We start from the raw sequence: 25,723 nt of genomic DNA on the forward strand, positions 1-25,723 counted from the left end.
CTTAGTTCATCTTTACTTTTCTTCCGTAACTTGCACCTTAACCTGTGCGGTAACATCGGGGTGCAGCTTGATCGAGATAACTGTGACCCCAAGACCGCGAATCGCGTCGTTCATTACAATTTTGCGCTTATCGACAGACAGACCTTGCTTCTCCATCTCCTCAGCAATCTGCTTGCTGGTAATCGACCCGAACAACCGTCCGCCTTCTCCGGATTTCGCTTTAATGATAACCGTCGTTTCCCCGAGCTTCGCGGCGAGCGCCTGAGCGTCTTCCTTCTCCTTGTCCTTGCGCTTCTTCTCCGCAGATTTCTGCTGCTCCAACTGCTTCACATTGCCGTCCGAAGCGATTGCGGCTAATCCTTGCGGCAGTAAAAAGTTGCGAACATATCCTTCCGATAAATCTTTCACATCACCTTTTTTACCTTGACCTTTGACGTCCTTCAGGAATATAACTTTCATTCGAACAACCCCTCCTCATCCTTCATTTGTGCAAGTACCTTCTTCAGCTTCACAACCGCGTCCTCAAGACTGCCTTCTAACTGGGCTGCAGCATTCGTTAGATGACCGCCGCCACCTAATTGCTCCATCACTACTTGTACATTGATCTGACCGAGCGATCGTGCGCTAATGCCAATCAGACCATCTGTACGTTCGCTGACGACGAAGGAAGCCACAATATCTGTCATATTCATCAGCGTATCTGCTGCCTGTGCAATAAGCAATTGCGGATATTTGCTGCCTGGTGTGGTTACTGCTATTGCGATATGCTCATATAGAATTTCGGCATGTTTGATCACTTCTGCTCTGCTAATGAAGGCTTCGAGATCCTCCTTAAGCATCCGCTGAATAAGCCCGGAATCTGCCCCGTTTCGTCTTAAAAAGGACGCTGCCTCGAACGTTCTTGCCCCCGTCCGGAGAGCGAAGCTCTTCGTGTCCACGACAATTCCAGCTAACAACACCGTGGCTTCTAACACTTCCATTGTCAATCGATCCTGGAAATACTGCAGCAATTCCGTAACGAGCTCGCATGTGGAAGAAGCATATGGCTCCATATAGATTAAGGTCGCCTCGTTAATGAACTCCTCGCTTCTGCGGTGGTGATCGATCACCATGATCCGTTGAGTCTGCTGAAGCAGCTTCGGTTCAGCTACCATCGAAGCTTTATGGGTATCGACCACGACCGCAAGACTGCGAGGAGTCGTAATCTGCATGGCCTGTTCTGGCGTGACGAACCATTTATATAACCGCTCGTCAGCCTTGACCGTCTCCATCAGCTTCTGAATGGAAGGATTCACCCCTTCCAGGACGATATACCCTTCCTTCTGGCTTACTTGAACCGCCTTCAAGACACCGATAGCAGCCCCTATCGCATCCATATCCGGGAAGCGATGGCCCATAATGATAACCTTATCACTCTCTCTGATGAGATCGCGCATAGCATGCGAGATTACCCGTGCTCGTACGCGAGTCCGCTTCTCAATCGCATTTGACCGGCCTCCGTAGAACGAGAGCCGTTGGCCTACCTTAACGGCAACCTGATCGCCACCTCGTCCGAGCGCCATGTCCAAGCTGGTCTGCGCCAACTGGCCAAGCTCTACCAGCGAATCTGCTCCTGCACCGATACCGACGCTCAGCGTCATGGGGACTTTGTTCTCGATCGTCATGTCACGGACATCATCTAGCACATCGAATCGAGATTGCTCCAATAGCCGCAATGATTTCATATTCGTCACGAACAAGAACCGATCGGATGCAGTGCGGCGCATGAACAATTCATACTTCTGCGCCCAGCTTGTAAGCTCCCCAGTAGTTTTGGCCAGCATAAGGCTTCTGCTCTGGTCGTCCATACCTTGCGTAGCTTCATCCAGATTATCCAGCATCACAATTCCGATAGCGATCTTCTCTTCTTCGAACCGTTTACTTATTACCGTCATGGCCGTCACATCTTGGAAATACAGAAGACGGTGCTCGGCTTTGATCATGACCTGAAAGATATGCTTCCCTATGCTCAGATCCACCCGAGCGTCTTTGTCGGTCTTACCCTTGAGCGTAGGAAAAAGCTCGAACAGGTTGTCACCAATCAAGGTTTCCTTCACCAGCAGGTGTGCCATGAACGGATTGTTCCATTGAATGACCCGCTCTTCGTCGAATAACACAATGCCAAGCGGCAGTTCATTGAAAACCTCATTGCCTGCTTTCTTGACGCGATGAGACAGTGTTGCTGAGTACTGATTCAGCTCTTTGCGAAAGGCTTTCTCAGCAACAACCGTATAATAGACAAGCGCAGCGCCCAATAGAAGGCCGGCTGCACCCATGATCCATTCATAGAACATTAATAGGCCTGATAAGAGGAGGACTAATCCAAACACCCCATACATATGCAAGCCGTGCCATCGATTCACTAGAAACTTCGGCATAGTGTCGCTCCCTAACCCTATGATGCTTTATTCTTTAACCGGTCTCGAATAGGAAAAGCCACATCGAACAGACCCAGCAAGCTAACCAACTGCATCAGAAAGGGGATCAATAGAAGCACAAATACCCCGATCACTGTAATCGTCTTAGGCACCTTCGTTGACCACCGACGCAGGTCAGCGATAAAGAACAAGAATCCGAATGCCTGAACGGTAAAAGCAAACATCATTAGCGGCATAATATTCAGTAACACCATAAATATCATCGATTCGTCTGGATCCACATAAATATAACTGAGGATCAACGCAATCAGATAGTACCAGATCAACGAACGCGGCAGCATCCATTCCTTAGCCGGCTTTAAGCCAGGAAGCGGCTCACCACTGCGAACCAGAAATTTGCGTGCCAACCAATGTGTAATAATCGAGTAGTACATGGAGAATCCGATCAAATACAACGGTAACAGCTGTGTCATTACCTGCAGCACTTGCTCCATTAGATCGGCTGGAACCATACTTTGCAGTTCAGCAGGAAGGGTCTCCATGCTGTTCTTCATGTAGTCTCTCATCTCATCGATCACTTGAACGCCCGACAAGGTAAGGATTAACAACAGTAGCAGCAATTGCGCTAACATGGCAACCACACCCGCTGTTATCACGCTTCTCGCGGATGCACGCTTGCGATACATCTTTCCAATGACCACGCTCGGAGTCATGAAGAACAACGTTAGAATAACAGCTACCGTACCAAGCAAGCCAACACCGAACATGAAGGATACCAGGTAGACGGCAAGTAAAATGACAACATGATGCACGATGAACCGTTTCAGATCGAGTTTCACGAACAAGATCACGATCGGGATCATCATCAAACTGATGGTAATGAGAACGAACGGTGTAAAGGAAAGCAAGAGCAGCACCAAGTAGATGAAGCTCCAAAGCAATGGCTGCTTTTTCAACTATGTCACCTCTGACCCAAATTACTGTTCATTATAACACAATTCAGCAGGTAATGTCCTATCCTCTTTCCCTGGCTGGACTTCTTCCTTTTCAGGAAACAAAGCATGGATTTTAAGTGATAGGCTTGGATTTTTTCCAATAAAAAGGGATTACTGTGTCAGGTGTAGAATGGAAAGTATAACAAGTTATCACGATGGAGGGAAACCCAATGATACCCACAAGAAAGCTTATGACCACGATTACATCCCTGTTGCTTACTCTGCTTCTGCTGCTGAGTATTCCTGTATCAACCTTCGCTCAAGCGACATCGAGCACTCGATACGTCGCGTTCGGCGATTCTATTACTCTAGGGTATGAACCCGATTTGGACATTAATGCAACACCCTACGGTTTTGTAGAGCGCCTTTATGAGCAAGCACTTTACCGTGGGCGGGCAACAGTAGCTAATTACGGAATCAGCGGATTGAACAGCACAGGGCTGAATAAACTTATTCAGGCCATTGTCAAAGGCCAAGCGGTGAAAGGCACCGATATCCAAAGCGACTTGGACGATCCTAGAAAAGAAGAATTGCTGCCTATCGAGCAAATGAAAAAGGATTTGCAGGTAGCCACTCATGTGACCATAACGATTGGTATTAATGATATTGGGACTTCCATCACCAGTACCTTCAGCAGTATGACGGATGAACAATTGAAGGCGTACGCCGACGAGAAATTGAAGGTGTATGGTGACAATTTGAAGGCCGCCTTGACAGCCATTTATTCCGTTAATCCTCAGGTTCAAGTCATTATTGCCGATCAATATTCACCAATTCCTTCGGTGCTTGCATCCATTTATAAGAAACTGCAACCGATAAAAGAAAGGATGACCCTGATACTTCAAGAAGTCATCCAATCGTTCGTTGATAAGAAATTTAATGTTCGAATGGCTCCTGTCGCTGCCGAATTCGTAGGCAGTGAAGGCTTGTACACCCATATTGCAAGTCTCGATGTTCATCCTAAACAACAGGGCTACGCCAAAATGGCCGAAGTGTTCGCCAATACGATCTGGGGTGAAACCAAGGTCGCGGTAAAAGTGAAAGACCTGATCACAGTGGTAGTAGGAGGCCGTGTGCTTGATACACCTCACATGCCATTACTGCTAGAAGGCAGCACATTCGTACCTCTCAGGGAATACACAGAGGCGCTCGGTGCTCACGTGGACTGGGTGGATGCTACCAAAACCGCAATTATTCACCTGAACGGCAACCAAGTAGAATTGACTATTGATTCGACCGAGATGAAAGTGAACGGCGCAACTAAATCTATTCAAGATCTTCCCCGACTACACCTAAGTGAAGGTGAAGACAAGACATATGTACCGCTGCGTCTGATGCTGGAGGGCCTTGGCCTCGATGTGCAGTACGTCCAGGGTAGCCATTCCGCATACATCAACCTGTAATAAGCATTAACGGCCACAATGCGATTAGTTGGATCGCCCTGTGGCCGTTCTTTGTCATGTTCTTAATCCTTAGACATTCATAAACTTCCGCATGGATAACAGAGTGCCCCAAATGCCAATCAGAACACCTATGCCAAGCAGCAGTCCGGACACCGCCCCCAGAAGCTCCCCCGCCGGAATCAGCTTAAACAACATGAGCCCAAGCTCTACCTTGCTGAAATCGACGAACTTCCAGTATCCGACTAGCAAAATACCGGCTGGAACAATCGAACCGATCAACCCGAGCATGGCACCTTCAATGAAAAACGGCCAGCGAATAAATCCATTTGTCGCCCCAACCAGCTTCATTATACCGATTTCCCTGCGTCTCGCAACGATCGTCATTTTTATCGTATTCGAAATGAGAAACATCGCGGTGAAAGCTAGCAGCAAGACGAAAACTAACCCAACGTTGCGTACTATACCGGTGATTTTGAACAGTACCTCCACGGTGCCTTTACCGTAGCTGACTTTGAACACCGGGGGTGGGTTTTTGCCGTTGTTGATCGCCTGGATTTGCTGCGCCACTTGGTCTACCAAATAAGGGTCTCTTACTTCAACGGTGAACGAATCGTTAAGCGGATTTTCCTCCCCTTCAAATCCTTCTAGGAGCTCTTTGCTGTCTTCCCCCAGTTTCTCCCGTAAAATGTTCAGACCTTCCGCTTTGGACACAAACGTTACTTTGCTCACATCAGACAAGCTGGCGATTTCCTTCTCTACTGCAGTTACCTGCTCCGTTGGTGTGTCTATTTCTAAATATACGCGGATTTCAACTTGGTTCTCGATTTGTGTCGCCAAATGATTAACATTAAGACTCAAGATTAAGAATAGTCCGAGAATGAACAGCGAGATGCATATTGCACTTACCGAAGCGAACGACATCCATCCGTTGCGTACTACGTTTTTTGTACCTTCTCGGATATGCCGTCCTATGGTGCTAATCTTCATAGCCATACTCCCCCCTGGCCTCATCTCTTACGATTTGACCCTTCTCAATAGCGATGACGCGCTTTCGCATCGTATTGACGATCTCCTTGTTATGCGTGGCCATAACAATAGTGGCGCCGCGAAAATTAATCTCTTCGAGCAGCCTCATGATTTCCCACGAGTTATCGGGGTCCAAGTTGCCCGTAGGCTCATCGGCAATGATCACTGACGGATTGTTAACGATAGCACGGGCGATGACCACCCGCTGTTGTTGTCCGCCTGAAAGTTGGTTTGGGTACGCGGACGCTTTATCACGGAGACGCACGAGGTCCAGCACTTCAAGCGTCCGTTTCTTGATTAATTTCTTGGGCGCTTCGACAACTTCCATCGCAAAAGCTACATTCTCATAAATGGTAAGCTTGGGCAGCAATTTAAAATCTTGAAATACTACGCCGATGTCCCGTCGGACATATGGTATTTTACGCTGTTTTAGTCGCTCCAAGTTAAATCCATTGACGAAAATGTGCCCCTTGGACGGGCGTTCCTCGCGATAAATCAATTTCATGAAGGTGGATTTTCCTGCACCGGAAGGACCTACCACATACACAAATTCACTAGGATTAATTTTGATATTGATGTTTTGCAGAACCAAGGTGCCGTCTGCATAAGTTTTTGATACATCCTGCATTTCTATCAAATGACTCACATCCTAGTTCATAATTAGCTTGAGTTGTTTCAACACCGTGGAAGCAAGAAAGCACTAAAAAACCCATAACGAAGAGGAGCTTCGCTAGGGCTAAAAGTTCAATTTTAATTCAATAGTTAGTTTCCCGACAGTCGTTGTTGCACTTGTAGCCTGCAGGTATGAAGCGATTTTACTCGGATAAAAGCTCAAGTCGTTTGTCTCCTTCAACTCGCTTACCGTACCTGGTGGAAGCTGAAGACCGTTGTACATCAGCTCATCGATCAGGAAGTTAATCGACTCCTTGGTGTTCCCATCGAGTTCATATCGACCAATGATAATCATTTCCGTTTCATCCTGTCTGCCCCGAACCGTAATCTTCCCGTCCTCGAATGCAAACGATAAGGTTTGCAGCTCCTTGCTCTTAGAGTGAATGAAATCATTGAAATCGGTATCCTTGAGCTGAAAAGAATAGCTTCTGCCTTTAAGGACTAACATTTCAGGCTTTTGTTCGATGAGTTCGGGGAGTCTTTTCATCGTTTCAGCAAGGGAGGCAAAATAGAGGCGGACCTGAGGAAGTCCCTTTGTTTCCCATAACCTGTTCTGCTCGTCAATCTGGGTGCTAACGATATTTCCCGCCGGGAGGGTAGCGAGTTTACGATCAAGCTCTTCTTGCAGCTGCTGCAATTGTGTCTTTTGAGCAATAAAATGCGCCTTGAGCTCTCTAAGCTCAGAACGTGTTATTTCGAGCTGTTCGGTCGCCGTTTTCATTTCTATATATGCCGACATATACCGATCCAACGCACGCTTGTCGTTCGAGGCAATAATTTGCGTCTGCTCAAGCACATATAGAGCATCTCTCCAGCTATTAACCGAGAGCAGCATGGCCCATACCGGAGTGCGGCCGCCGTTGTAGTAAGCCCTCAAGACATGTTTGACATGTTCGCGAGTTTTCAGTACTTGCTCGTTCTTCTCCTTCAGTCGTTCTTGATTCTCAACAATTTGCAAGCTGATTTGCAGTTCCTTTACCGACAAGCCGGCGATTTCACGGTCCAACTCGTGGATCGTCAAGCCTTGTTGCAGGAGGCCACGTATCTCATCTATCTCGTCAGTAGCGATAGCCTTACTGATGGTTGCACCAGCCAAAATCAAGATGAAGCAGAGAAGGGCGAATTGTCGCAGCTTGTTGCGCATCAAAATCCCACGTCCTTTCCTACTATAAAATATATCACGAAAAGAGGGGGGATACGATAAAAAAATGGATAAAAAGAAAAACAGGCAGCGCTTGAATTGCGTTACCTGGTCTTATTGTCTCAGAGCCATGAAGCCATGTTGGTACGAGGGCATTGATTTGTGTGATAACCTTGGCAATGTTGTACACTTTACCTTCTTCTGTAAAAAATGTAGTACAAATCCGCTCTTTGATACGCTTGAAGCTATAGTTGATGCACAAAAAGACAGGCAGCACATTAATTGTGCTACCTGTCTCTCTATATTCAATCTTAGTTATCCGTTGTGTATGGAAGCAATGCGATTGTACGGGAGCGTTTGATCGCAATCGTCAACATACGTTGGTACTTCGCGGAAGTACCAGTTACACGACGAGGAAGAATCTTCCCGCGCTCGCTGACGAATTTCTTCAACGTCTCGATATCTTTATAATCGATTTGCTTGATTTTGTTAACAGTGAAGTAGCAAACTTTACGGCGCTTGTTGCGACCGCCTTTGCCACGGGAGAACTTACGCTCGCCGCGCTCTTCGCCGCTATCATTTCTTCTGTTGTTCATCATCCGATCTTCATTCCTTTCACCTTAAAATGGTAAGTCATCATCCGAAATATCGATGGGTTTGCCATCGTCTGCGAAAGGATCCGAATTGTCTCGTGAATTCCCACCGTTGTTCCGGTTGCCACCACCACTGTTGCCGCCGTAAGGTCTACTGCCGCCCTCTACAGGAGGAGCGTCCTCTCGACTGCTACCGCCGCCACCGCCACTATTACCCGACTCCAGAAAACGTACGTTGTCCGCAATAATCTCAGTCACGTATACTCGCTTTCCTTCGTTATTATCATAATTGCGTACTTGAATACGACCTTCGACCGCAGTTAGCCGCCCCTTGCGCAAGTAGTTCGCGCATGTCTCAGCAAGCTGTCTCCAAGTTACTATATTAAGAAAATCGGCTTCTCGTTGTTGGTTTTGTTGGTTGGAAAACGGACGATCTACCGCAAGGGTGAACTGAGTTACTGCAACTCCGGACGGAGTATACCTTAATTCAGGATCTCGCGTAAGACGACCGATCAGAATAACACGATTTAACAATTGAATTCCTCCCCATAACGATCCTTGACGCTCGGCATGCCGAGATTAAGCTACGTCTTTGACGATCAGGTAACGAATGATTTCGTCTGAAATCTTCATTACACGGTCAAGTTCCGCTACAACAGATGGTTCTGCATTGAAATGTACCAATACATAATGGCCATCACGAAACTTGTTGATCTCATACGCAAGACGGCGTTTTCCCATAACGTCATGCTTTACGATTTCGCCACCGTTACTGATGATGCCTTGGAATTTTTCGATCGTTGCTTGAACAGCATCTTGTTCAATGTCGGTACGAATAATATACATCACTTCATATTTGCGCATGCTCTTTCACCTCCTTTTGGACTTAAGGCCCTCGTTCTGACGAGAGCAAGGAGCGAGACTTTATTCTTTCAAAACTCGCACTATAATACTATAGCAGAACATATGCACCATTACAAGCTTCAACGCTTAGTTGCGACACTTCATATTAAAAGCAGGAATGGATGGAATTCCCACATAAAAAATCCCTCTACAGAAGTCTGTAGAAGGATGCTTATTCAAGAAGTTATGGCGGAAAGAGTGGGATTCGAACCCACGCACGCCTCGCGACGCCTAGCTGATTTCGAGTCAGCCCCCTTGGGCCTCTTGGGTACCTTTCCGCGTAGCCCAACCACATTCAGAAAATGCGGACAAAATTTATTGTATCACACGTATCCGATCCTGCGCAACCATTATATTGCCTTTCTTGCAATGTGCTATCTTACATCTTATTCTTTCGAATCCATTGATTCTGCAGTGGAACGAAGCACTTTCTTCATCTTTTTCTCGAATTCCAATCTGGGAATAAGTACGCTATGCTTGCAATTCACGCATTTAATCCGGATATCCATCCCCATTCGAATAATTTCCCACTCGTTTGATCCACATGGATGGGGCTTCTTCATCTGAACGATGTCCCCCATCTGGAACTGTTTGCGCTCCATATAGCCCCTCCTCTATTCCATAAAGTAATTATGCTTGTGTAGAAGTCTTGAATTTAAGCCCCTTTTCATCAAAAGCTCGTTTAATAAGTACATTCATCTGCCGAGCTACTGCAAACTGTGCATTCGGTTTACATTCCGCTATAACACGGATTACCACTTCTGTAGTACTCATCGTCTGTACGCCTAACACTTCAGGCTCTTTCAGAATCTTCTCACTCGCCTCATAACCTTGCTTCATGGTGCGTTTGATCAGTTCTACTGCTCCATCGATATCTGAATCATAGGCGATACTTATATCCAACACAGCCATTGAATTGTTAACGGAATAGTTAGTCACTTGCACAATCGAGCCATTCGGGATAATATGCACCTCTCCAGTCCAACTGCGAATCCGTGTAACACGTATTCCGATCTCCTCGACCGTCCCTTTGAATGTCCCAATCTGTACCACATCACCAACCGCGAACTGATCCTCGAATATAATGAAGAAACCTGTAATAACATCCTTCACCAAACTTTGCGCCCCGAACCCTATCGCAAGGCCAATTACACCTGCACCGGCAAGCAATGGAGCGAGATTGAATCCGATCTGATTCAATACCATCATAATTACGATAAAGTTAACCGTATACGCAATCACGTTCCCTACAAGCTTACCAAGCGTTCTTGCCCTTCTGGGATTAAACTTGATAGGAGATCTTTCTTTCTCTATCATAACATGATTCAGAGCCCTTGTAGCCAGCCTGTTGACAAACCAGCCTATAATCAATATTAGAAGAATTTTGAGTACAATCGAGCCATAATGAAGCCATATTGCCGGATCAGAAATAAACTTCCACATTTCATCTCTCCATCCGGCCCATGTGTCGGGATCGAGCTCTTTCACAACTAAGCTCCGCGAGGTTAACGCATCATACATCTATTTCTCCTCCTGATTCTTCACGAGTTACGGGATGCAACTTATATTTCTTCATACCCGCCCTCTTTTTCCTTATATATCCCTCTTATGTCTACATTTTCGTTATGGATAATCTGTTTAACCTGCTGAAGATCATCGGCCGGAAACTCGATGCTTAATGCGCAGCCAGCCGTTATTTCTTTGGGTGTTGGTCTAATGTCTATTTCGATGTCTGCATATTCCAGCAGCATTTCTGTTCTTAAAGCTTGCTGTGTGGAATCAAAAGCTATCACCAGTATGGAACTTGCCACCGTGAGCCCTTCCTTTCCTCTAGCATAATCCTGTTAACCTATCTAAATGCCCTGTAAAAATAGTTGGAATCTCGCAATGGGTACGTATAAATCTTCTCTCTTATTCGTATACTAGCAAATATAAACAACCAGTTTTTATTTAAAAATTACAAGTATCCGGAGGCTCCTTATGAAGTTTTCGTTAGGTTTTCAGAACAAACCCGAACCCGTTTCGAACAAATTCAACTATGTAGATCCTAACGTTACCGACCACTTGACTCAGAGGCTCTACGACCACTTTGTACGGGTCCCTTCCCACAAGAGCATTATCTTCGTATGCATCGGCACGGATCGCTCCACAGGAGACTCTCTAGGCCCTCTAGTCGGCACTCATTTGGTAAAGCATCATTACTCTGGTCTACATGTCTTTGGAACACTGGATGATCCTGTTCATGCCATGAACTTAAATGACACCGTTCAACACATAGAACGTTTGTTCCCGAACGCTTATATTGTAGCCATCGATGCTTGCTTGGGCCAATTAACAAGCGTTGGTCACATTACTGTAGCAGACGGTCCGGTTAAGCCTGGGGCTGGTGTGCAAAAAGAGCTTACTCCCGTAGGCGATATGCATCTTACCGGAATTGTGAATGTTGGCGGCTTCATGGAATATTTTGTTTTGCAGAATACCCGACTTAGCCTCGTTATGAATATGTCGGAGATCATCGCTCGCACTCTTTTTAGAGCTATGCTCATGTCCCAACGCATTCATGCTTTCAGTTATCCGAAGATCGATTAATCGCTTCCTTCTCCTCAGGCGACAAGGAATAGGATGATTGGCCCTTCTCAAGCGGCTTTGCATATATGTAAGTCTCATCCCTTGTATGGATACCTGTTAGGATGACCCCATCCAATGAATCATTTACAATCGCCACTGAGAAGCTCTGGTCACTCCCTCGATCGCCAAACGCATTATATCGAAGGATGCCAATATTGGACTTCATTTTTTTCAAGGCCGCTTCTGCTACAGATAAGCGGTCTTTTTGCTGCTTATTTTCTGCTAACACTACATCCAATCGCTCATTCATTTGCATGAGGAGCTGCTCTACATTATCTACGCTTCCTCCACCCATCGACTTCAAATACTGCTTCCGGAGCTTAGTCAGCTTCACACTTAATCTCATTACTCCAATGCTAAGAAAAAGTACTGCCGTAACGGCCCCGATTGCAATCCACCCGATTGCTGCCGAAGACAGCCAATCCTCTATATTCATTCCCCAAGCCTTCTTTCTCATTCAATCCCATTTAGTTATAATGCTGGCTGACTTCCTTAATAGCATGTACAAATTGATCAATTTCACTATCGGTTGTGTAATATCCTATACTCGCCCTAACAGCACCATTCCCTATAGTCCCCACGGTCTCATGTGCAAGCGGTGTGCAATGATAGCCTGATCTAACCGCGATTTGGAAAGATTGATCAAGGATGAATGCTACTTCGGATGCTTCCGCTTTTCCCACATTAAATGCTATTATTCCAGTCTTATTCTCCCCTAGATCGGGACCATATAGTGTAACACCTGAAATTCCCTTCAGCCCCTCCATCAAGGTCTGAATTTGTCTCCACTCTTTGTTGTGAATCTGTTCCACCGTTTCATTCCTTATGAACTTAACCCCTTCGATTAGACCCGCTATCCCTACCGTATTCTGCGTCCCCGCTTCATATCGATCAGGCCTTACCTTTGGTTGCTCAATCGATTCGGACTGACTACCGGTTCCGCCATGGATAAGCGGTTCTATATCTAATCCAGGGGAAATATATAACCCTCCTGTCCCTTGCGGTCCAAGTAATCCTTTATGTCCCGGGAAAGCTAACATATCGATCCCCATAGCTTGTACATCTATGTCCAACACCCCAGCTGTTTGCGCTGCATCCACCAATAGTTTTACTCCATGTTTCTTCATCAGTTGCCCGATTTGTACGATCGGTGTTATCGTGCCAAGCAGATTGGAGCTATGACTGCATACCATCAGTGATGTGTTGGGTCGTATTTGACTTTCTAACTCGTCGATATTCACATTTCCTTTTGCATCTGATTTCGCATAAGTGACTTCTATGTCTCCTGCCGCTTTTAGCGCTTCTAATGGTCGCCGTACAGAATTATGTTCGACTGCCGTGCAAATTACATGGTCACCCTTTTTCACAAATCCTTTAATGGCTAAGTTAAGTGCTGCTGTAGTATTGAGTGCATAACTAATATCATTAGGATTAGAAATGCGAAACAGCTGAGCTAATTGTTTTCTCCCTTCGAACAGCACCCTGCTTGCTCTCACACCCATTTGATGACTTCCCCTACCTGGGTTCGCAGCATACTCATTAATGCACTTCACCATCGCTTCCGCTACTGCAGGCGGTTTTGGCCAGGATGATGCCGCATGATCGAAATACAATATTGACACCGTTGCATTCCCCTCCTCTCACTCATAACTGGTTCCTGTCATCAATTTAAAAAACACACCTTGATTCGATTTAGCCGAAGCATAAAATCGATACCTTGGTATGTTTTTTTATAAGGCTACCCGAGTTTTGTTCTCAGCTTATCTTTCCCTCAAGCAGCTCTAACAATCGCTCCAAGTCATCTTTGGAATAATAAAGCAACTCGATTTTTCCTTTATTGTTGTTGTGTTTGATTTTCACTGTTGTCCTATATCGGTCACGGAGACTCTCTTCTAGTTGATCAATATAAGGATCTTTCCTTTTGTTTAATTCCTTTGGCTTTTCCTTCGCTAGCGTTTCATCTAGTGTCTTAATGAATTCCTCTAGATGACGAACACTCCACTCATTCTTGATCGTTTCTTCCGCTAGTTCCTTCTTCTGTTTGTCATTTTTCACACCAGCAATTGCCCTAGCATGACCCATCGATAATGTTCCACGTGAAACATGTTGCTTGATTTCTTCTGGTAATTGAAGCAATCTTAGGAAGTTAGCAATGTGTGAACGACTCTTCCCTACTTTTACAGAGAGCTCCTCTTGTGTCATGGAGAACTGCTCTACGAGTGCCTGGTAAGCATTCGCTATCTCTATTGCATTCAGATCTTCTCTTTGTACATTCTCAATCAAGGCAATTTCCATGACCTGTTGATCTGTAAACTTACGAACAACAGCAGGAATCTTATCTAATCCTAACAATTGAGATGCGCGAAACCTTCGCTCACCAGCAATAATTTCGTAGCCTCTAAGTACGGATCTTACGATAATCGGTTGAATAACTCCATGTTCTTTTATCGAGGTGGCCAATTCTGAAATAGAATCTTCATTAAATGTTTTACGCGGTTGGTACGGATTGGGACGCAGCTCTTTCAATGACACCTCAATGACCTTGTCATCTTCGCTTACGTTAAGTGACGGAATTAATGCATCAAGCCCTCGCCCTAATCTTTTACTCATAGGAGATCACTTCCTTTGCCAGTTCCATGTAGACTTCAGCTCCCTTAGATCTCGGGTCATACGTAATAATCGATTGACCATGGCTCGGTGCTTCGCTTAATCGAACGTTTCTTGGAATGATCGTTTGATACACTTTTTGTTGGAAATATTTCTTAACTTCTTCAATAACCTGAATGCCGAGATTCGTACGAGCATCGAACATGGTTAGCAAGACGCCCTCTATCTGAAGGTTCGTATTCAAATGTTTCTGAACAAGACGTACTGTGTTAAGTAACTGACTCAAACCTTCTAGCGCGTAGTACTCACATTGAATCGGAATGATAACGGAGTCAGATGCTGTTAAAGAATTAATAGTAAGGATCCCCAAGGATGGTGGACAATCAATTAAAATGTAATCAAACATATGTTTTACTAAATGTAATGATTTCTTTAGCCTTACTTCTCTCGATATGGTAGGGACCAGCTCGATCTCAGCACCAGCAAGTTGAATTGTAGCCGGTATAATCTTCAAGTTAGGAATTGCTGTTTCTGCTATGGCATCCTTCGGATGTACATCATTAATAAGTACGTCATAAATGCAATAGTTCACATCAGCTTTATTAATCCCTATTCCGCTCGTAGTATTGCCTTGAGGATCAATATCAACCAACAGCACACGCTTTCCTAGAGAGGCCAGAGAAGCGCCTAGATTCACAGAGGTTGTGGTTTTACCCACCCCTCCCTTTTGGTTCGTAATTGCAATTATCTTAGACAAATCATTCACCTCAATAAAATCCTATCAAACAATGAAAACCATAGTTTTATAGAAAAGATATAAACACTATACCATATAGAGAAGTCCATTGACATTCATCTATAAAAACACAAACGAAAAGCTCCATATCGGAGCTAAAAGATATCATTTATTAGGGTTTTCCCTTAGGAATACGAATGATAAATTCATAATGATCTTCATGATCCTTCTCATCCGTCTTAATCGTCAATCCCGTACCTGCGACCATTTCAACTGATTGTCGAATTGTATTTAGAGCTAAGCGTATATCTTTAGAAAAACTGATTCTCTTGCTTTTCTTAAGCTTAACCGTTTCTTTGTAAAAGGCTACTCTAGCTTCTGTCTGCTTCACATTTAACTCTTTAGTTATGATGTCTTCTAGCACTTTGATTTGTAACTCTTCTGAATCAAGGGAAAGCAACGCTCTTGCGTGTCGTTCTGTTATTTTACGTTCCAACAGAACTTGCTTGATTACTTCCGGCAGTTGCAGCAATCGGATTTTATTCGCAATCGTCGATTGGCTTTTTCCTAATCGCTGAGCTAAGCTCTCCTGAGTTAAACCGTGAATAATCATCAACTGCTCATAAGCAACCGCTTCTTCTATAGCAGTTAATCCCTCGCGTTGTAAGTTCTCGATTAATGCAATGGATGCTGCCTGTGAATCATTGATCTCACGTACGATTGCTGGTATTGTATCCATTCCAAGCTTTTTGACTGCACGCCATCGACGCTCACCGGCAATAAGCTCGAATTTGTTGTTCCGTATTCTAACAACTATAGGTTGGATCACACCATGAGTCTTAATCGTTTGACAGAGTTCATCTATCCGTTCATCATCGAATATAGTCCTTGGTTGGTAAGGGCTAGATACAATCTCGCTTACTGGGATGTTTTTTATTTCTTCGCTGGCTGCTTTTTCCGTTAATCCAAATAATTTGGATATTTGCTCTTTCATAGTATGCCTTATCACCCAATCTTTGAATTACATGAACTTATATGCACAGCAGGTAAAGGTACTTTGACTATACATAATAAAATTCTCCGAAAAGTTCTAATATCCTGCTTGGAATTATGAACATTTCATAAGAATAATTAATGTAGTAAAAGATGTAAGAATGTTTCACGTGAAACATTTATATTAAGGGTTGTTTTAAAGGTAGTCCCGCTTTTCGTGGATACTTACTAGGTGTTGCAGCTTTCTTACGAATACAAATAATGTGTCTCTCTGAGTTCTCAATCGGCAAACTGAATCGATAAGTATCCTGAATTGCACCCTTCAACTCATAGAGGCTGTTCTTGGCTTCGGCTAATTCCTCTGCAGGATCAGCACCTTTCATAGCAGCAAACAATCCCCCCTGTTTTACAAAAGGAAGACAAAATTCATTCAACACATTCATCTTCGCAACCGCTCGCGCCGTCACAAGATCATATCGATCTCTATGTCCATGTAATCTTGCTACATCCTCAGCCCTGCCATGCAAACAATGTACGCCCTCAAGTCCGAGTACTGAAACAATCTCATTTAGGAACATAATCCGTTTATTGAGCGAATCGATAATTGTGACTTGAAGATGAGGGAACATGATCTTCAAAGGAATACTAGGGAAACCAGCACCAGATCCAATATCTGCTAAAGTCACAACGGAATCGATTGGAACATAAAAAGATAATGAAATCGAGTCATAGAAATGTTTCACGAACACTTGTTCTCTGTCCGTGATTCCTGTTAAATTCATCTTCTCATTCCAAGTTACTAATTGTTCGTAATACAATTGGAATTGATTCCACTGTAATTCAGACAAGGAGAGCTGCTTCATTGCAAGCAGCTCTTCGAATTGACTTTTCACTTGATCCATAATTAACCTCGAGATGCAATGACTTTGTTATAGTGTTCCAAATATACAAGCAGAATTGAAATATCAGCGGGTGTTACCCCTGCTATTCTAGATGCTTGCCCAATAGAGATAGGACGAATATCGGACAAATTTTGTTTCGCTTCATTCGCTAACCCATGAACCGATTTATAATCAATATCTAGAGGAATACGCTTCTTCTCCATCTTTTTCATTCGATCGACATGGATTTGTTGTTTTTCAATATATCCTTCATACTTGATCTGTATTTCAGCTTGTTCCTTCATCTCTTCTGTCAAAGGGAGTGGTGATGGGGACAAGGTCTCTATATGGATATACGTAATCTCTGGCCGCCTTAACAAGGAAATAAGATCAACTGCGTTATTCAATACAGCTGTTCCTGCATCCTCCAGCAACTTCTGTACCTCGGGCTCTGGTCTTATCTTCGTCCCTTTTAAACGTTCTACCTCTTGCTCCACCAGATGCTTCTTGTTCAAGAACCGCTCATATCTAGCTTCTGTGATTAGACCAATCTCATGACCAATCGGAGTCAATCGAAGATCAGCATTATCATGTCTTAATAGCAGACGATATTCTGCTCTTGAGGTAAGCAGTCTGTAAGGCTCATTCGTGCCCTTTGTAACGAGATCATCAATCAGTACACCAATGTATCCTTCTGATCGCCCAAGGATCACTGGGTCCCGTCCTTGTACTTTACGCGCCGCGTTAATGCCGGCCATAACTCCTTGACCAGCTGCTTCCTCATACCCTGAAGTTCCATTAATCTGGCCGGCGGTGAACAAACCAGCAACCTTCTTTGTCTCAAGAGACGGCCATAGTTGGGTAGGAACGATCGCATCATACTCGATAGCATAACCCGTACGCATCATCTCTACCTTCTCCAAGCCAGCGATGGATCGAAGAATTTGCAACTGAACATCCTCAGGCATACTAGTCGATAACCCTTGTACATAATACTCCGAAGTGTTGCGTCCCTCAGGTTCCAGGAATATTTGATGTTTTGGCTTATCAGCGAATCGGACGATCTTGTCTTCAATTGAAGGACAGTATCTAGGTCCAGTACCTTCAATAGCTCCCGAGAACATTGGGGCACGGTGCAAATTCCCGCTAATAATGTCATGAGTCTCACCTGATGTATATGTCAACCAGCAAGGCAACTGCTCATTTGTAGAAGAAACCGTATCAAATGAGAAGAATTTGGGCTGCTCATCTCCAGGCTGAATATCCATCTTGGAGAAATCGATTGAATCTTTATGCACCCGCGGCGGGGTCCCGGTTTTGAAACGAACTAAGTCCAGCTCCAATGAACGAAGACATTCGGATAGCTTAACGGAGGGCTGTTGGTTGTTTGGACCGCTCTCATAAATGAGTTCACCCATAATAACCTTCCCTCTAAGATAAGTCCCTGTCGTCAATACAACCGCCTTCGCCAAATACCTGGCCCCTGTCTTGGTCACAACACCATTACAAACACCATTCTCTACGATTAGCTCCTCCACCATTCCTTGACGTAAGGTCAGATGGTCCTGCTTCTCAATCGTTTCTTTCATCATATGTTGATACAGGAATTTATCAGCTTGTGCCCGAAGAGCATGAACGGCAGGACCTTTTCCTGTGTTTAGCATACGGAGTTGAATAAAGGTTTTGTCAATATTCTTCCCCATTTCACCACCTAATGCATCAATTTCCCGAACTACATGACCTTTAGCCGGGCCGCCAATTGATGGATTACAAGGCATAAATGCAACCATATCCAAATTAATCGTCAACAATAAGGTCTCGCATCCCATACGAGCAGCAGCAAGCGCAGCCTCACAGCCCGCATGCCCTGCCCCGATCACGATGACATCATATTGTCCCGCTTCGTATCCCATGATACATCCCTCCTAACATGTAAAAAAACAACAACGTACTCATATAACCTTATTTACCTAAGCAAAATTGAGAAAAGATTTGATCAATCAAGGATTCACCGACGGAATCGCCGATCATCTCACCTAAGCTTTCCCAAGCACTGCGAACATCAATTTGAATCAAATCAATCGGAATATGTGCCTCCCCTGCTTCTACAGCATCCACGAGTGACACTTTTGCTCTTTTCAACAAATGAATATGTCTCACATTACTGACATACGTGAGGTCTCCGCTTTCCAATTGACCGCTAAAGAACAGGTGCCCGATCGCTTTTTCAAGATCATTCATCCCGCTATTTTCTTTCACAGACATGCGAACAATGCGTTCTTGCGGTAAATGATCGTGCAAAAAGCTTTCATCTAACTGCTTGGGTAAGTCTGTTTTGTTCAGAACAACAATGCTTTCTCTATTCACAATTTGAGTGATAAGCTCCAGTTCATCTGCATGCAAAGGTTCACTCTGATTCAATACCAATATAATTAAATCCGCGTCAGATAGAGCTGTCCGTGACTTCTCTACCCCAATCTGCTCGACTATATCACTTGTTTCCCGTAATCCTGCTGTATCGAGCAGCTTGAGCGGAATCCCATTCACATTCACAATCTCTTCTATAATGTCCCTTGTAGTACCAGGGATATCCGTAACAATCGCTCGATCCTCCTGAGCTAGTGCATTAAGCAAGGAAGATTTACCAACATTAGGTCTGCCCACTATCGCTGTTACTATGCCCTCACGCAGTATTTTCCCTTGTTCTGCAGTCTTTAATAATTCATCTATTCTTTCAATCGCGAGTTTACATTTGTTCCTAATAAATGCAGTCGTTAGCTCTTCTACATCATGCTCTGGATAATCTATATTTACTTCAATATGAGCCATTAATTCAACCAGTTGGAACCTTAAGTCCTTCACATGACGGGATAATGCTCCCTCAACCTGCTTAAGCGCTACTTTGAATGCGCGGTCTGATTTGGCCCGTATCAGATCAATAACAGCCTCAGCCTGCGTAAGATCAATTCTTCCGTTCAGATAGGCTCTCTTCGTGAATTCTCCTGGTTCGGCAAGCCGCACACCTTGATCCAATATAAGCTCGAGCACTTTCTTAACTGAGATAATACCTCCGTGGCAGCTTACTTCAACTACATCCTCCATCGTAAAAGAACGCGGAGCTTTCATTAGTGTAACTAACACTTCTTCTATTCGTTCACCAGTTCCGGGATCTACAATATAACCATAATGGACCGTATGGGTTTGCGCTTCCGCTAATCTCGTTTTAGCTCGAAATAAACCGTCGATAACTGTGAGCGAATCCGGTCCGCTCACACGGATGACCGCGATCCCACCCTCCCCCAAAGGAGTAGAAATTGCTCCAATCGTATCCGTTAACATCATGTAAGCACCTCACAAGTTAGGATCACACGTTGATTGCTGCATTACGTAATGTCCCATTCTACGAAAAAATGCAATGACTCCGATCATCTGAAGTCATTGCATGTCTATATATTTCTAACGAAGAGCGATGACAACTCTCCGATTCGGATCCTCGCCTTTACTGTAGGTCTTAACTTGGGAATGATTCTGTAATTGAGAATGAATGACCTTACGTTCCTGTGGAGACATCGGTTCGAGTACTACTTCCTTGCGGGTTCGAATAACCCGTTTGGCTAACCGATCTGATAATTCTTCAAGCGTCTGCTTGCGACGATCTCGGAAACTCTCAGCATCAAGTACAATTCTGACATGGGAAGTCGAGTATCGATTGGCTACGATGTTCGTCAAGTATTGGAGCGAATCCAACGTCTGACCCCTGCGGCCAATTAAGATACCTAACTCCTTACCGCTCACATTCAACCTAATTCCATCACTAGAATGCTGGATGTCAATGGCAGCCTCGATGTTCATCGTTTGGAAGACATCTTGCAGAAACTTACTTGCTTCTTCAAGCGCATCAGGAATCCATTCCAGTTCAACCTTAGCTTCCTTCGACCCAAAACCGAAAAAACCTTTACTAGGCTGCTCCAGAACCTGGATTTTGACACGATCTTCCGTCGTATTCCACCCAGCTAGTCCAGTCTTTACCGCATCTTCGATTGTTTTCCCCACAACAACAATCTTCTTCATTTCAATTGGCCACCCTTATCGTTTGATCGACCATAAAGGAAATAAGACTGCACAATCGTAAACAAGTTGCTGTATACCCAATATAAAGGTAGTGCTGCAGCAAAATTCATCGACATTACAAAAATCATAACTGGGAAAATAAACATCAACGCTTGCATTTGAGAAGGCATTTGATTAGCCATCATCTTCTGTTGAACAAATGTTGTTAATGCAGCAATCGTTGGTAATACATAATAAGGATCTGGCGTTCCTAATTGCATCCATAAGAATGTATGTTGATTAATCTCACCATTTCTCATAATCGCATGATACAAGGCAATCAATATTGGCATTTGCACAAGGAGCGGAAAACACCCTGCCAATGGATTAACGCCATTCGTCTGAAACAGCTTCATCGTTTCTTCCTGCTGCTTCTTCGGATCATCTTTATACTTTTCTTTGAGCTTCTTCATCTCAGGCTGCAGCAGCTGCATCTTCTTGGAGCTTCTATACTGCTTCAAAGTCAGAGGCAATACCAAGAATCGAATCAAAATCGTTACAACCATAATCGATAATCCATATTGATCCCACAAGAGATCAGCAAACCAGTCCATTAGTGAGGAGAGAGGGTAAATAAAAAACTTGTCCCAAAAACCATTGTCCGGATTAATGGGGTTCGTTTCCGGGCTCATACTGCCACAACCCGCCAATACCAGGATCATAAGCGAGAGTAGAATTAGTGTATAGATACGACGACGGGTCAAAATATGCTTCCTCCTAACCTTCTTATCCAAAGTACACTATACCACATTCTGGGTGCTAAAGAAAACTTTTTATTGCACCTTCTATTTGTAGATTGAAGCGCGTTTTAATGCATGCAGCAAGCACTTCTCCACCTCTTTATACTCCATATCCGCAACTGGCTTACGAGCAATAACTACAATATCGCAGCGCAAGCGAATCCGGTCCGCATGCAGTCTGATAATCTCTTTTACCAATCTGCGTATCCGGTTCCGAACAACGGCATTTCCTATCTTCTTACTGACGGATATCCCGACACGAAAGCGCTCTACTTTGGATTGCGGCAAGCTATAGACGACAAACTGGAAGTTGGCGTTCGATTTACCAAACCGATACACCTTGTTGAAATCTTCTCTTCTAGTTAGCCTTAACTCTCTTTGCATCGTCTATCACCATCAATTTCTCGGATCATTCCATACTTCCTATCTTACACACAATTCATTCGAATTAAACTCCAACACCTTCATATCATCAATCGAAAAAAAAAGACCACCTCGTAAGTGGCCTTCACTTATGCACTGATAACTTTTCTGCCTTTTAAGCGACGAGCTTGGAGAACTTTACGGCCGTTCTTCGTGCTCATTCTTTTACGAAACCCGTGAACCTTTGCGCGCTTGCTCACATTCGGTTTAAATGTCGGTCCCATCTATTGCACCCCCTTAAGGAAATCATCTCCGGTAAAAAATCCAAAAATACCTTTATCAATTAAATCATTTTCATTGTTAAAAGTCAATGCTCATCCCCAGCGCGGAATTTCATTCACATGGGGATAAATTACTAGCGCCATCGATACCGCTCGTCCGACAAATTTCGAAAAGTTAATCACATGTGTATAATCATTTTGTCGAACGTCAATTATTATGTCGATTCTTAACAGACTATAAACAATATATAGTGCTGTTGACAATTTTCATACACAAGGGGTTGAAAATGTGGATAATTGTCTGAATTTCATTGAAAACAGGCTTTTATTCTGCTATCATGATATTGTTTTCGGTTGTGTATAAACTTCAAATATCCTCAACTTATCAACAACATGTGGATAACTTTGTGAACAATTTCCCCTAACAGTTTTTGACTCATTTCCAATTATGATGGAATACTGTGGATATTTTTCGACGTTTTCCCGCAACATTTGACATAGCAAGGCTTGTTCTTGCATGTTCGGCAATAGAAGGAGTGAACAAATTGTGGATGGTCACATACAAGAATTATGGCACCAAGTGTTGTCCATCATCCAGACCAAAGTCAGCAAGCCAAGCTTTGATACATGGCTGAAGTCAACCAGGGCAACTGTATTTACAGATACATCGCTTGTTATTTGCGCGCCGAATAACTTTGCCAAACAATGGTTAGAGAATCGCTACTCTAAGATGATTAAAAGCACTGTATTTGAAGTATTTGGTAAGCAGATTGAGCTTTCATTTACACTTCAGGAGATGGATCCTGCACCTGTTACCAAGAACATTGAAACACCCGTCCTGCAACCTGCAAAGCAGAATGTCTCACCTGAGGATCAACTCTTCAGCATGATGAACCCTAAATATACTTTTGACACATTCGTTATCGGATTAGGGAATCGTTTCGCCCATGCAGCATCCTTGGCTGTTGCTGAAGCACCAGCCAAATCATACAATCCATTGTTTCTCTATGGAGGAGTAGGTTTAGGCAAGACTCATCTTATGCATGCGATCGGGCATTATGTTCAAGAGCATAATCCGAGTGCACGCGTGATGTATATTTCTTCTGAGAAGTTTACGAATGAATTCATTAATGCGATCCGAGACAATAGGGGCGAAAGCTTCCGTCACAAATATCGTAATATCGATGTTTTGTTAATTGACGATATTCAGTTTTTGGCCGGAAAAGAACAGACGCAAGAAGAATTTTTTCATACCTTTAATGCCCTTCATGAGGAACGAAAGCAAATTATCATTTCTAGCGATCGTCCGCCCAAAGAAATTCCGACCTTGGAAGACCGGCTGCGTTCCCGCTTTGAATGGGGCTTGATGACCGATATCCAACCTCCTGATCTTGAGACAAGGATCGCAATTCTTCGCAAGAAAGCTAAGTCAGAGAACCTGGATATTCCGAACGAGGCCATGGTCTACATAGCCAATCAGATCGATACGAACATTCGTGAGCTAGAAGGAGCACTTATTCGCGTAGTTGCGTACTCATCCTTGGTAAATCAAGACATATCCACTCACTTGGCGGCTGAAGCCCTAAAAGATATTATCCCATCAAGTCGCCCTAGAATGATAACCATGCATGACATCCAGCAGCGTGTAGGCGAGTTCTACGGACTCAAGATTGAGGATTTCAAGGCGCGTAAACGGACCAAAGCGGTTGCTTTCCCGAGACAAGTTGCGATGTATCTATCCAGGGAGCTTACAGACTACTCGTTGCCGAAGATAGGAGAGGCCTTCGGAGGACGTGATCACACAACCGTCATTCATGCACATGAGAAAATCTCGACAGCCATTCAACAGGATCAGGATTTATATAAAATTGTCAACAACCTTACCGAAAAAATCAAAAATCATCAGCTTAATTAAGCGAAGCCTATGCACAAACTATACACATGTGGATAGGCTTTGCTATCATAGGGTTTACCCACATATCCACATATTCAGGGCCCCTATTACTACTAAAAGATTTAAAACCTATATTCTTATGACCATTTGTCGCGAAATAGAACCACGGGAGTGACATGATGAAAATTAATATTTTGAGAGAAGAATTAAACCAAGCCATCCAACAAGTATCCAGAGCAATCTCATCGAGAACGACAATTCCAATCCTCAGCGGGATCAAAATTGAAGTCGATGCAAGAGGAGTAACCTTCACAGCCAGCGACACAGAAATCTCTATTCAGAGTTTTGTGCCGACGGAGAAGGAAGATTTGACAATCGTAGAAGTGATTCAGCCGGGAAGTGTAGTTATCCCAGCCAAGTTTTTCACAGAAATGATTCGAAAGCTGCCTTCCCCTCAAGTTGAAATTCAGGTAAAAGAGAACTTTATTACGTGGATCCGTTCTGGAACAGCGGAGGTTCAACTAGTTGGCTTGGATCCAGAAGAATATCCTCAATTGCCAGATCTTGAAGAAGATAATAAAGTATCTATCGCTAGCGATTTATTAAAAACGATGATTCGACAAACGACATTCGCAGTGTCAACCAGTGAAACTAGTCCTATTCTAACGGGTGTTTTTTGGCAATTTGATTCCAACTACTTGAAGCTGATTGCTTGTGACCGGTTACGGATGGCCAGCAGAGAAGCGAGTATTCAGACCAGTGACCAGTGGGATCCTAAGACCAGCATCGTAATATCTGGTAAAAGTTTGAATGAGTTGAATAAATTATTGCCAGATCAGACAATGCTGATAGATATCGTAGTTGCGGACAATCAGGTTTTATTCAAAATAGATTCCTTACAGTTCTTCACTCGTATCTTGGACGGGACTTATCCGGATACAAGCAAGTTAATTCCGTCATCGTTCAGTACGGAATTGACGATAAACACTAGAAAGTTGGCCGATGCTATCGACCGAGCATATCTATTGTCACGTGAGGAAAAGACGAACATTGTTAAAATCATTATGAAAGACGAACAAACTCTCGAGGTTTCGTCCAGTTCTTCCGAGCTTGGAAAAGTAACAGAGCAAGTGGATGTTGAGCAGCTGACCGGTGAATTAATCAGCATCTCCTTTAATTCGAAATATATGCTTGATGCACTCAAGGTAATTGATAGTGAGTTTATAGCCATGGGCTTCCGCGGACCTATGCAGCCTATTATCATCAAACCCGCGGATCATGCGAATATGCTGCACCTCATCATGCCTTACCGCACAACGAATTGATCGGATCGGAGTGAG

The 25,723-nt window shown here is 44.0% G+C and carries 28 protein-coding genes and 1 tRNA gene; 4 read left to right on the forward strand and 25 right to left on the reverse strand.

What is annotated here, in order from left to right; all coding sequences use genetic code 11:
- Window positions 1-12: 12 nt before the first annotated feature.
- The 3 genes from rplI to AC58QD_RS26330 are packed head-to-tail and all read right to left on the reverse strand — an operon-like array spanning window position 13 to window position 3,373.
- A complete protein-coding gene (gene rplI / locus AC58QD_RS26320) occupies window positions 13-459 on the reverse strand; it encodes a 50S ribosomal protein L9 (RefSeq protein ID WP_497338009.1) in 447 nt (148 codons plus the stop codon).
- Window positions 456-2,417, reverse strand: coding sequence for a DHH family phosphoesterase (locus tag AC58QD_RS26325; RefSeq protein ID WP_497338010.1), 1,962 nt, complete (start codon window positions 2,415-2,417; stop codon window positions 456-458). Before AC58QD_RS26325 ends, rplI begins: the two co-directional genes overlap by 4 nt.
- A 17-nt stretch (window positions 2,418-2,434) precedes the next feature.
- A complete protein-coding gene (locus tag AC58QD_RS26330; RefSeq protein WP_497338011.1) occupies window positions 2,435-3,373 on the reverse strand; it encodes a DUF2232 domain-containing protein in 939 nt (312 codons plus the stop codon).
- Window positions 3,374-3,582: 209 nt separating this feature from the next.
- On the opposite strand from AC58QD_RS26330, the gene AC58QD_RS26335 reads away from it, so the two are divergent.
- On the forward strand, window positions 3,583-4,815 hold the full coding sequence (locus tag AC58QD_RS26335) for a stalk domain-containing protein (protein ID WP_497338012.1): 1,233 nt from the start codon (window positions 3,583-3,585) through the stop codon (window positions 4,813-4,815).
- Between the two features lie 69 nt (window positions 4,816-4,884).
- Here the strand turns inward: AC58QD_RS26335 and ftsX are convergent, their stop codons facing one another.
- From ftsX to AC58QD_RS26385, 10 genes are all read right to left on the reverse strand, one after another.
- Complete coding sequence (gene ftsX / locus AC58QD_RS26340; RefSeq protein WP_497338013.1) at window positions 4,885-5,802, reverse strand: permease-like cell division protein FtsX; 918 nt, start codon at window positions 5,800-5,802, stop codon at window positions 4,885-4,887.
- Window positions 5,792-6,478, reverse strand: coding sequence for a cell division ATP-binding protein FtsE (gene ftsE / locus AC58QD_RS26345; RefSeq protein WP_497338014.1), 687 nt, complete (start codon window positions 6,476-6,478; stop codon window positions 5,792-5,794). Before ftsE ends, ftsX begins: the two co-directional genes overlap by 11 nt.
- Before the next feature lie 99 nt (window positions 6,479-6,577).
- Window positions 6,578-7,660, reverse strand: a complete 1,083-nt coding sequence (locus tag AC58QD_RS26350) for a coiled-coil domain-containing protein (protein ID WP_497338015.1) — start codon at window positions 7,658-7,660, stop codon at window positions 6,578-6,580.
- 305 nt (window positions 7,661-7,965) lie between these two features.
- Window positions 7,966-8,250: a 30S ribosomal protein S18 gene (rpsR, locus tag AC58QD_RS26355; RefSeq protein WP_497338042.1), complete on the reverse strand. Its 285-nt coding sequence runs from the start codon at window positions 8,248-8,250 to the stop codon at window positions 7,966-7,968.
- Window positions 8,251-8,274: 24 nt separating this feature from the next.
- A complete protein-coding gene (ssb, locus tag AC58QD_RS26360; RefSeq protein ID WP_497338016.1) occupies window positions 8,275-8,781 on the reverse strand; it encodes a single-stranded DNA-binding protein in 507 nt (168 codons plus the stop codon).
- Between the two features lie 45 nt (window positions 8,782-8,826).
- Window positions 8,827-9,111, reverse strand: coding sequence for a 30S ribosomal protein S6 (gene rpsF / locus AC58QD_RS26365; RefSeq protein WP_497338017.1), 285 nt, complete (start codon window positions 9,109-9,111; stop codon window positions 8,827-8,829).
- Window positions 9,112-9,337: 226 nt separating this feature from the next.
- Window positions 9,338-9,428 (reverse strand) — tRNA-Ser (locus AC58QD_RS26370).
- 108 nt (window positions 9,429-9,536) lie between these two features.
- Window positions 9,537-9,752, reverse strand: coding sequence for a DUF951 domain-containing protein (locus AC58QD_RS26375; protein WP_497338018.1), 216 nt, complete (start codon window positions 9,750-9,752; stop codon window positions 9,537-9,539).
- Window positions 9,753-9,780: 28 nt separating this feature from the next.
- Window positions 9,781-10,671, reverse strand: coding sequence for a mechanosensitive ion channel family protein (locus tag AC58QD_RS26380; RefSeq protein WP_497338019.1), 891 nt, complete (start codon window positions 10,669-10,671; stop codon window positions 9,781-9,783).
- 41 nt (window positions 10,672-10,712) lie between these two features.
- Complete coding sequence (locus AC58QD_RS26385) at window positions 10,713-10,961, reverse strand: putative Se/S carrier protein (protein WP_497338020.1); 249 nt, start codon at window positions 10,959-10,961, stop codon at window positions 10,713-10,715.
- Window positions 10,962-11,130: 169 nt separating this feature from the next.
- Between AC58QD_RS26385 and yyaC the strand changes: the two genes are divergently transcribed.
- Window positions 11,131-11,739, forward strand: coding sequence for a spore protease YyaC (yyaC, locus tag AC58QD_RS26390; RefSeq protein ID WP_497338021.1), 609 nt, complete (start codon window positions 11,131-11,133; stop codon window positions 11,737-11,739).
- Here yyaC and AC58QD_RS26395 read toward each other — a convergent pair.
- From AC58QD_RS26395 to rpmH, 12 genes are all read right to left on the reverse strand, one after another.
- Window positions 11,717-12,214 (reverse strand): DUF4446 family protein, encoded by a 498-nt coding sequence (locus tag AC58QD_RS26395; RefSeq protein ID WP_497338022.1) that lies wholly within the window; start codon window positions 12,212-12,214, stop codon window positions 11,717-11,719. The genes yyaC and AC58QD_RS26395 overlap by 23 nt on opposite strands.
- 31 nt (window positions 12,215-12,245) lie before the next feature.
- The gene (locus AC58QD_RS26400) at window positions 12,246-13,400 is read right to left on the reverse strand and encodes an aminotransferase class V-fold PLP-dependent enzyme (protein ID WP_497338023.1); all 1,155 of its coding nucleotides are present in this window, start codon (window positions 13,398-13,400) and stop codon (window positions 12,246-12,248) included.
- Between the two features lie 133 nt (window positions 13,401-13,533).
- The gene (locus tag AC58QD_RS26405) at window positions 13,534-14,388 is read right to left on the reverse strand and encodes a ParB/RepB/Spo0J family partition protein (RefSeq protein ID WP_497338024.1); all 855 of its coding nucleotides are present in this window, start codon (window positions 14,386-14,388) and stop codon (window positions 13,534-13,536) included.
- Window positions 14,381-15,142 (reverse strand): ParA family protein, encoded by a 762-nt coding sequence (locus tag AC58QD_RS26410; RefSeq protein ID WP_497338025.1) that lies wholly within the window; start codon window positions 15,140-15,142, stop codon window positions 14,381-14,383. The genes AC58QD_RS26405 and AC58QD_RS26410 overlap by 8 nt, the downstream gene beginning before the upstream one ends.
- Window positions 15,143-15,293: 151 nt before the next feature.
- Window positions 15,294-16,115 (reverse strand): nucleoid occlusion protein, encoded by an 822-nt coding sequence (gene noc / locus AC58QD_RS26415; protein ID WP_497338026.1) that lies wholly within the window; start codon window positions 16,113-16,115, stop codon window positions 15,294-15,296.
- Between the two features lie 178 nt (window positions 16,116-16,293).
- The gene (rsmG, locus tag AC58QD_RS26420) at window positions 16,294-17,016 is read right to left on the reverse strand and encodes a 16S rRNA (guanine(527)-N(7))-methyltransferase RsmG (RefSeq protein WP_497338027.1); all 723 of its coding nucleotides are present in this window, start codon (window positions 17,014-17,016) and stop codon (window positions 16,294-16,296) included.
- Between the two features lie 2 nt (window positions 17,017-17,018).
- Window positions 17,019-18,908: a tRNA uridine-5-carboxymethylaminomethyl(34) synthesis enzyme MnmG gene (mnmG, locus tag AC58QD_RS26425; protein ID WP_497338028.1), complete on the reverse strand. Its 1,890-nt coding sequence runs from the start codon at window positions 18,906-18,908 to the stop codon at window positions 17,019-17,021.
- 49 nt (window positions 18,909-18,957) lie between these two features.
- Complete coding sequence (gene mnmE, locus AC58QD_RS26430) at window positions 18,958-20,334, reverse strand: tRNA uridine-5-carboxymethylaminomethyl(34) synthesis GTPase MnmE (protein ID WP_497338043.1); 1,377 nt, start codon at window positions 20,332-20,334, stop codon at window positions 18,958-18,960.
- Window positions 20,335-20,451: 117 nt separating this feature from the next.
- Window positions 20,452-21,066 carry an RNA-binding cell elongation regulator Jag/EloR gene (gene jag / locus AC58QD_RS26435; protein ID WP_497338029.1) on the reverse strand — a complete coding sequence of 205 codons (615 nt, stop codon included), beginning with the start codon at window positions 21,064-21,066 and terminating at the stop codon, window positions 20,452-20,454.
- Window positions 21,063-21,767: a membrane protein insertase YidC gene (gene yidC, locus AC58QD_RS26440; protein ID WP_497338044.1), complete on the reverse strand. Its 705-nt coding sequence runs from the start codon at window positions 21,765-21,767 to the stop codon at window positions 21,063-21,065. Before yidC ends, jag begins: the two co-directional genes overlap by 4 nt.
- A gap of 123 nt (window positions 21,768-21,890) precedes the next feature.
- Window positions 21,891-22,229, reverse strand: a complete 339-nt coding sequence (gene rnpA / locus AC58QD_RS26445; RefSeq protein WP_497338030.1) for a ribonuclease P protein component — start codon at window positions 22,227-22,229, stop codon at window positions 21,891-21,893.
- A 128-nt stretch (window positions 22,230-22,357) separates the two neighbouring features.
- On the reverse strand, window positions 22,358-22,492 hold the full coding sequence (rpmH, locus tag AC58QD_RS26450; RefSeq protein WP_497338032.1) for a 50S ribosomal protein L34: 135 nt from the start codon (window positions 22,490-22,492) through the stop codon (window positions 22,358-22,360).
- Between the two features lie 544 nt (window positions 22,493-23,036).
- Here rpmH and dnaA point away from each other — a divergent pair.
- Window positions 23,037-24,404, forward strand: a complete 1,368-nt coding sequence (gene dnaA, locus AC58QD_RS26455; protein ID WP_497338033.1) for a chromosomal replication initiator protein DnaA — start codon at window positions 23,037-23,039, stop codon at window positions 24,402-24,404.
- Between the two features lie 158 nt (window positions 24,405-24,562).
- A complete protein-coding gene (gene dnaN, locus AC58QD_RS26460; protein ID WP_497338034.1) occupies window positions 24,563-25,708 on the forward strand; it encodes a DNA polymerase III subunit beta in 1,146 nt (381 codons plus the stop codon).
- Window positions 25,709-25,723 lie beyond the last annotated feature (15 nt).

Source organism: Paenibacillus sp. J2R1T-4 (genome assembly GCF_059692235.1).

Bases quoted from the DNA above. Each gene is read 5' to 3' on its own strand.
- rplI (WP_497338009.1), bottom strand. From the start codon at position 459: ATGAAAGTTATATTCCTGAAGGACGTCAAAGGTCAAGGTAAAAAAGGT.
- AC58QD_RS26325 (WP_497338010.1), bottom strand. From the start codon at position 2,417: ATGCCGAAGTTTCTAGTGAATCGATGGCACGGCTTGCATATGTATGGG.
- AC58QD_RS26335 (WP_497338012.1), top strand. From the start codon at position 3,583: ATGATACCCACAAGAAAGCTTATGACCACGATTACATCCCTGTTGCTT.
- ftsX (WP_497338013.1), bottom strand. From the start codon at position 5,802: ATGAAGATTAGCACCATAGGACGGCATATCCGAGAAGGTACAAAAAAC.
- rpsR (WP_497338042.1), bottom strand. From the start codon at position 8,250: ATGAACAACAGAAGAAATGATAGCGGCGAAGAGCGCGGCGAGCGTAAG.
- rpsF (WP_497338017.1), bottom strand. From the start codon at position 9,111: ATGCGCAAATATGAAGTGATGTATATTATTCGTACCGACATTGAACAA.
- AC58QD_RS26375 (WP_497338018.1), bottom strand. From the start codon at position 9,752: ATGGAGCGCAAACAGTTCCAGATGGGGGACATCGTTCAGATGAAGAAG.
- AC58QD_RS26380 (WP_497338019.1), bottom strand. From the start codon at position 10,671: ATGTATGATGCGTTAACCTCGCGGAGCTTAGTTGTGAAAGAGCTCGAT.
- yyaC (WP_497338021.1), top strand. From the start codon at position 11,131: ATGAAGTTTTCGTTAGGTTTTCAGAACAAACCCGAACCCGTTTCGAAC.
- AC58QD_RS26395 (WP_497338022.1), bottom strand. From the start codon at position 12,214: ATGAATATAGAGGATTGGCTGTCTTCGGCAGCAATCGGGTGGATTGCA.
- AC58QD_RS26405 (WP_497338024.1), bottom strand. From the start codon at position 14,388: ATGAGTAAAAGATTAGGGCGAGGGCTTGATGCATTAATTCCGTCACTT.
- noc (WP_497338026.1), bottom strand. From the start codon at position 16,115: ATGAAAGAGCAAATATCCAAATTATTTGGATTAACGGAAAAAGCAGCC.
- rsmG (WP_497338027.1), bottom strand. From the start codon at position 17,016: ATGGATCAAGTGAAAAGTCAATTCGAAGAGCTGCTTGCAATGAAGCAG.
- mnmG (WP_497338028.1), bottom strand. From the start codon at position 18,908: ATGGGATACGAAGCGGGACAATATGATGTCATCGTGATCGGGGCAGGG.
- mnmE (WP_497338043.1), bottom strand. From the start codon at position 20,334: ATGTTAACGGATACGATTGGAGCAATTTCTACTCCTTTGGGGGAGGGT.
- jag (WP_497338029.1), bottom strand. From the start codon at position 21,066: ATGAAGAAGATTGTTGTTGTGGGGAAAACAATCGAAGATGCGGTAAAG.
- yidC (WP_497338044.1), bottom strand. From the start codon at position 21,767: ATGATCCTGGTATTGGCGGGTTGTGGCAGTATGAGCCCGGAAACGAAC.
- rnpA (WP_497338030.1), bottom strand. From the start codon at position 22,229: ATGCAAAGAGAGTTAAGGCTAACTAGAAGAGAAGATTTCAACAAGGTG.
- rpmH (WP_497338032.1), bottom strand. From the start codon at position 22,492: ATGGGACCGACATTTAAACCGAATGTGAGCAAGCGCGCAAAGGTTCAC.
- dnaN (WP_497338034.1), top strand. From the start codon at position 24,563: ATGAAAATTAATATTTTGAGAGAAGAATTAAACCAAGCCATCCAACAA.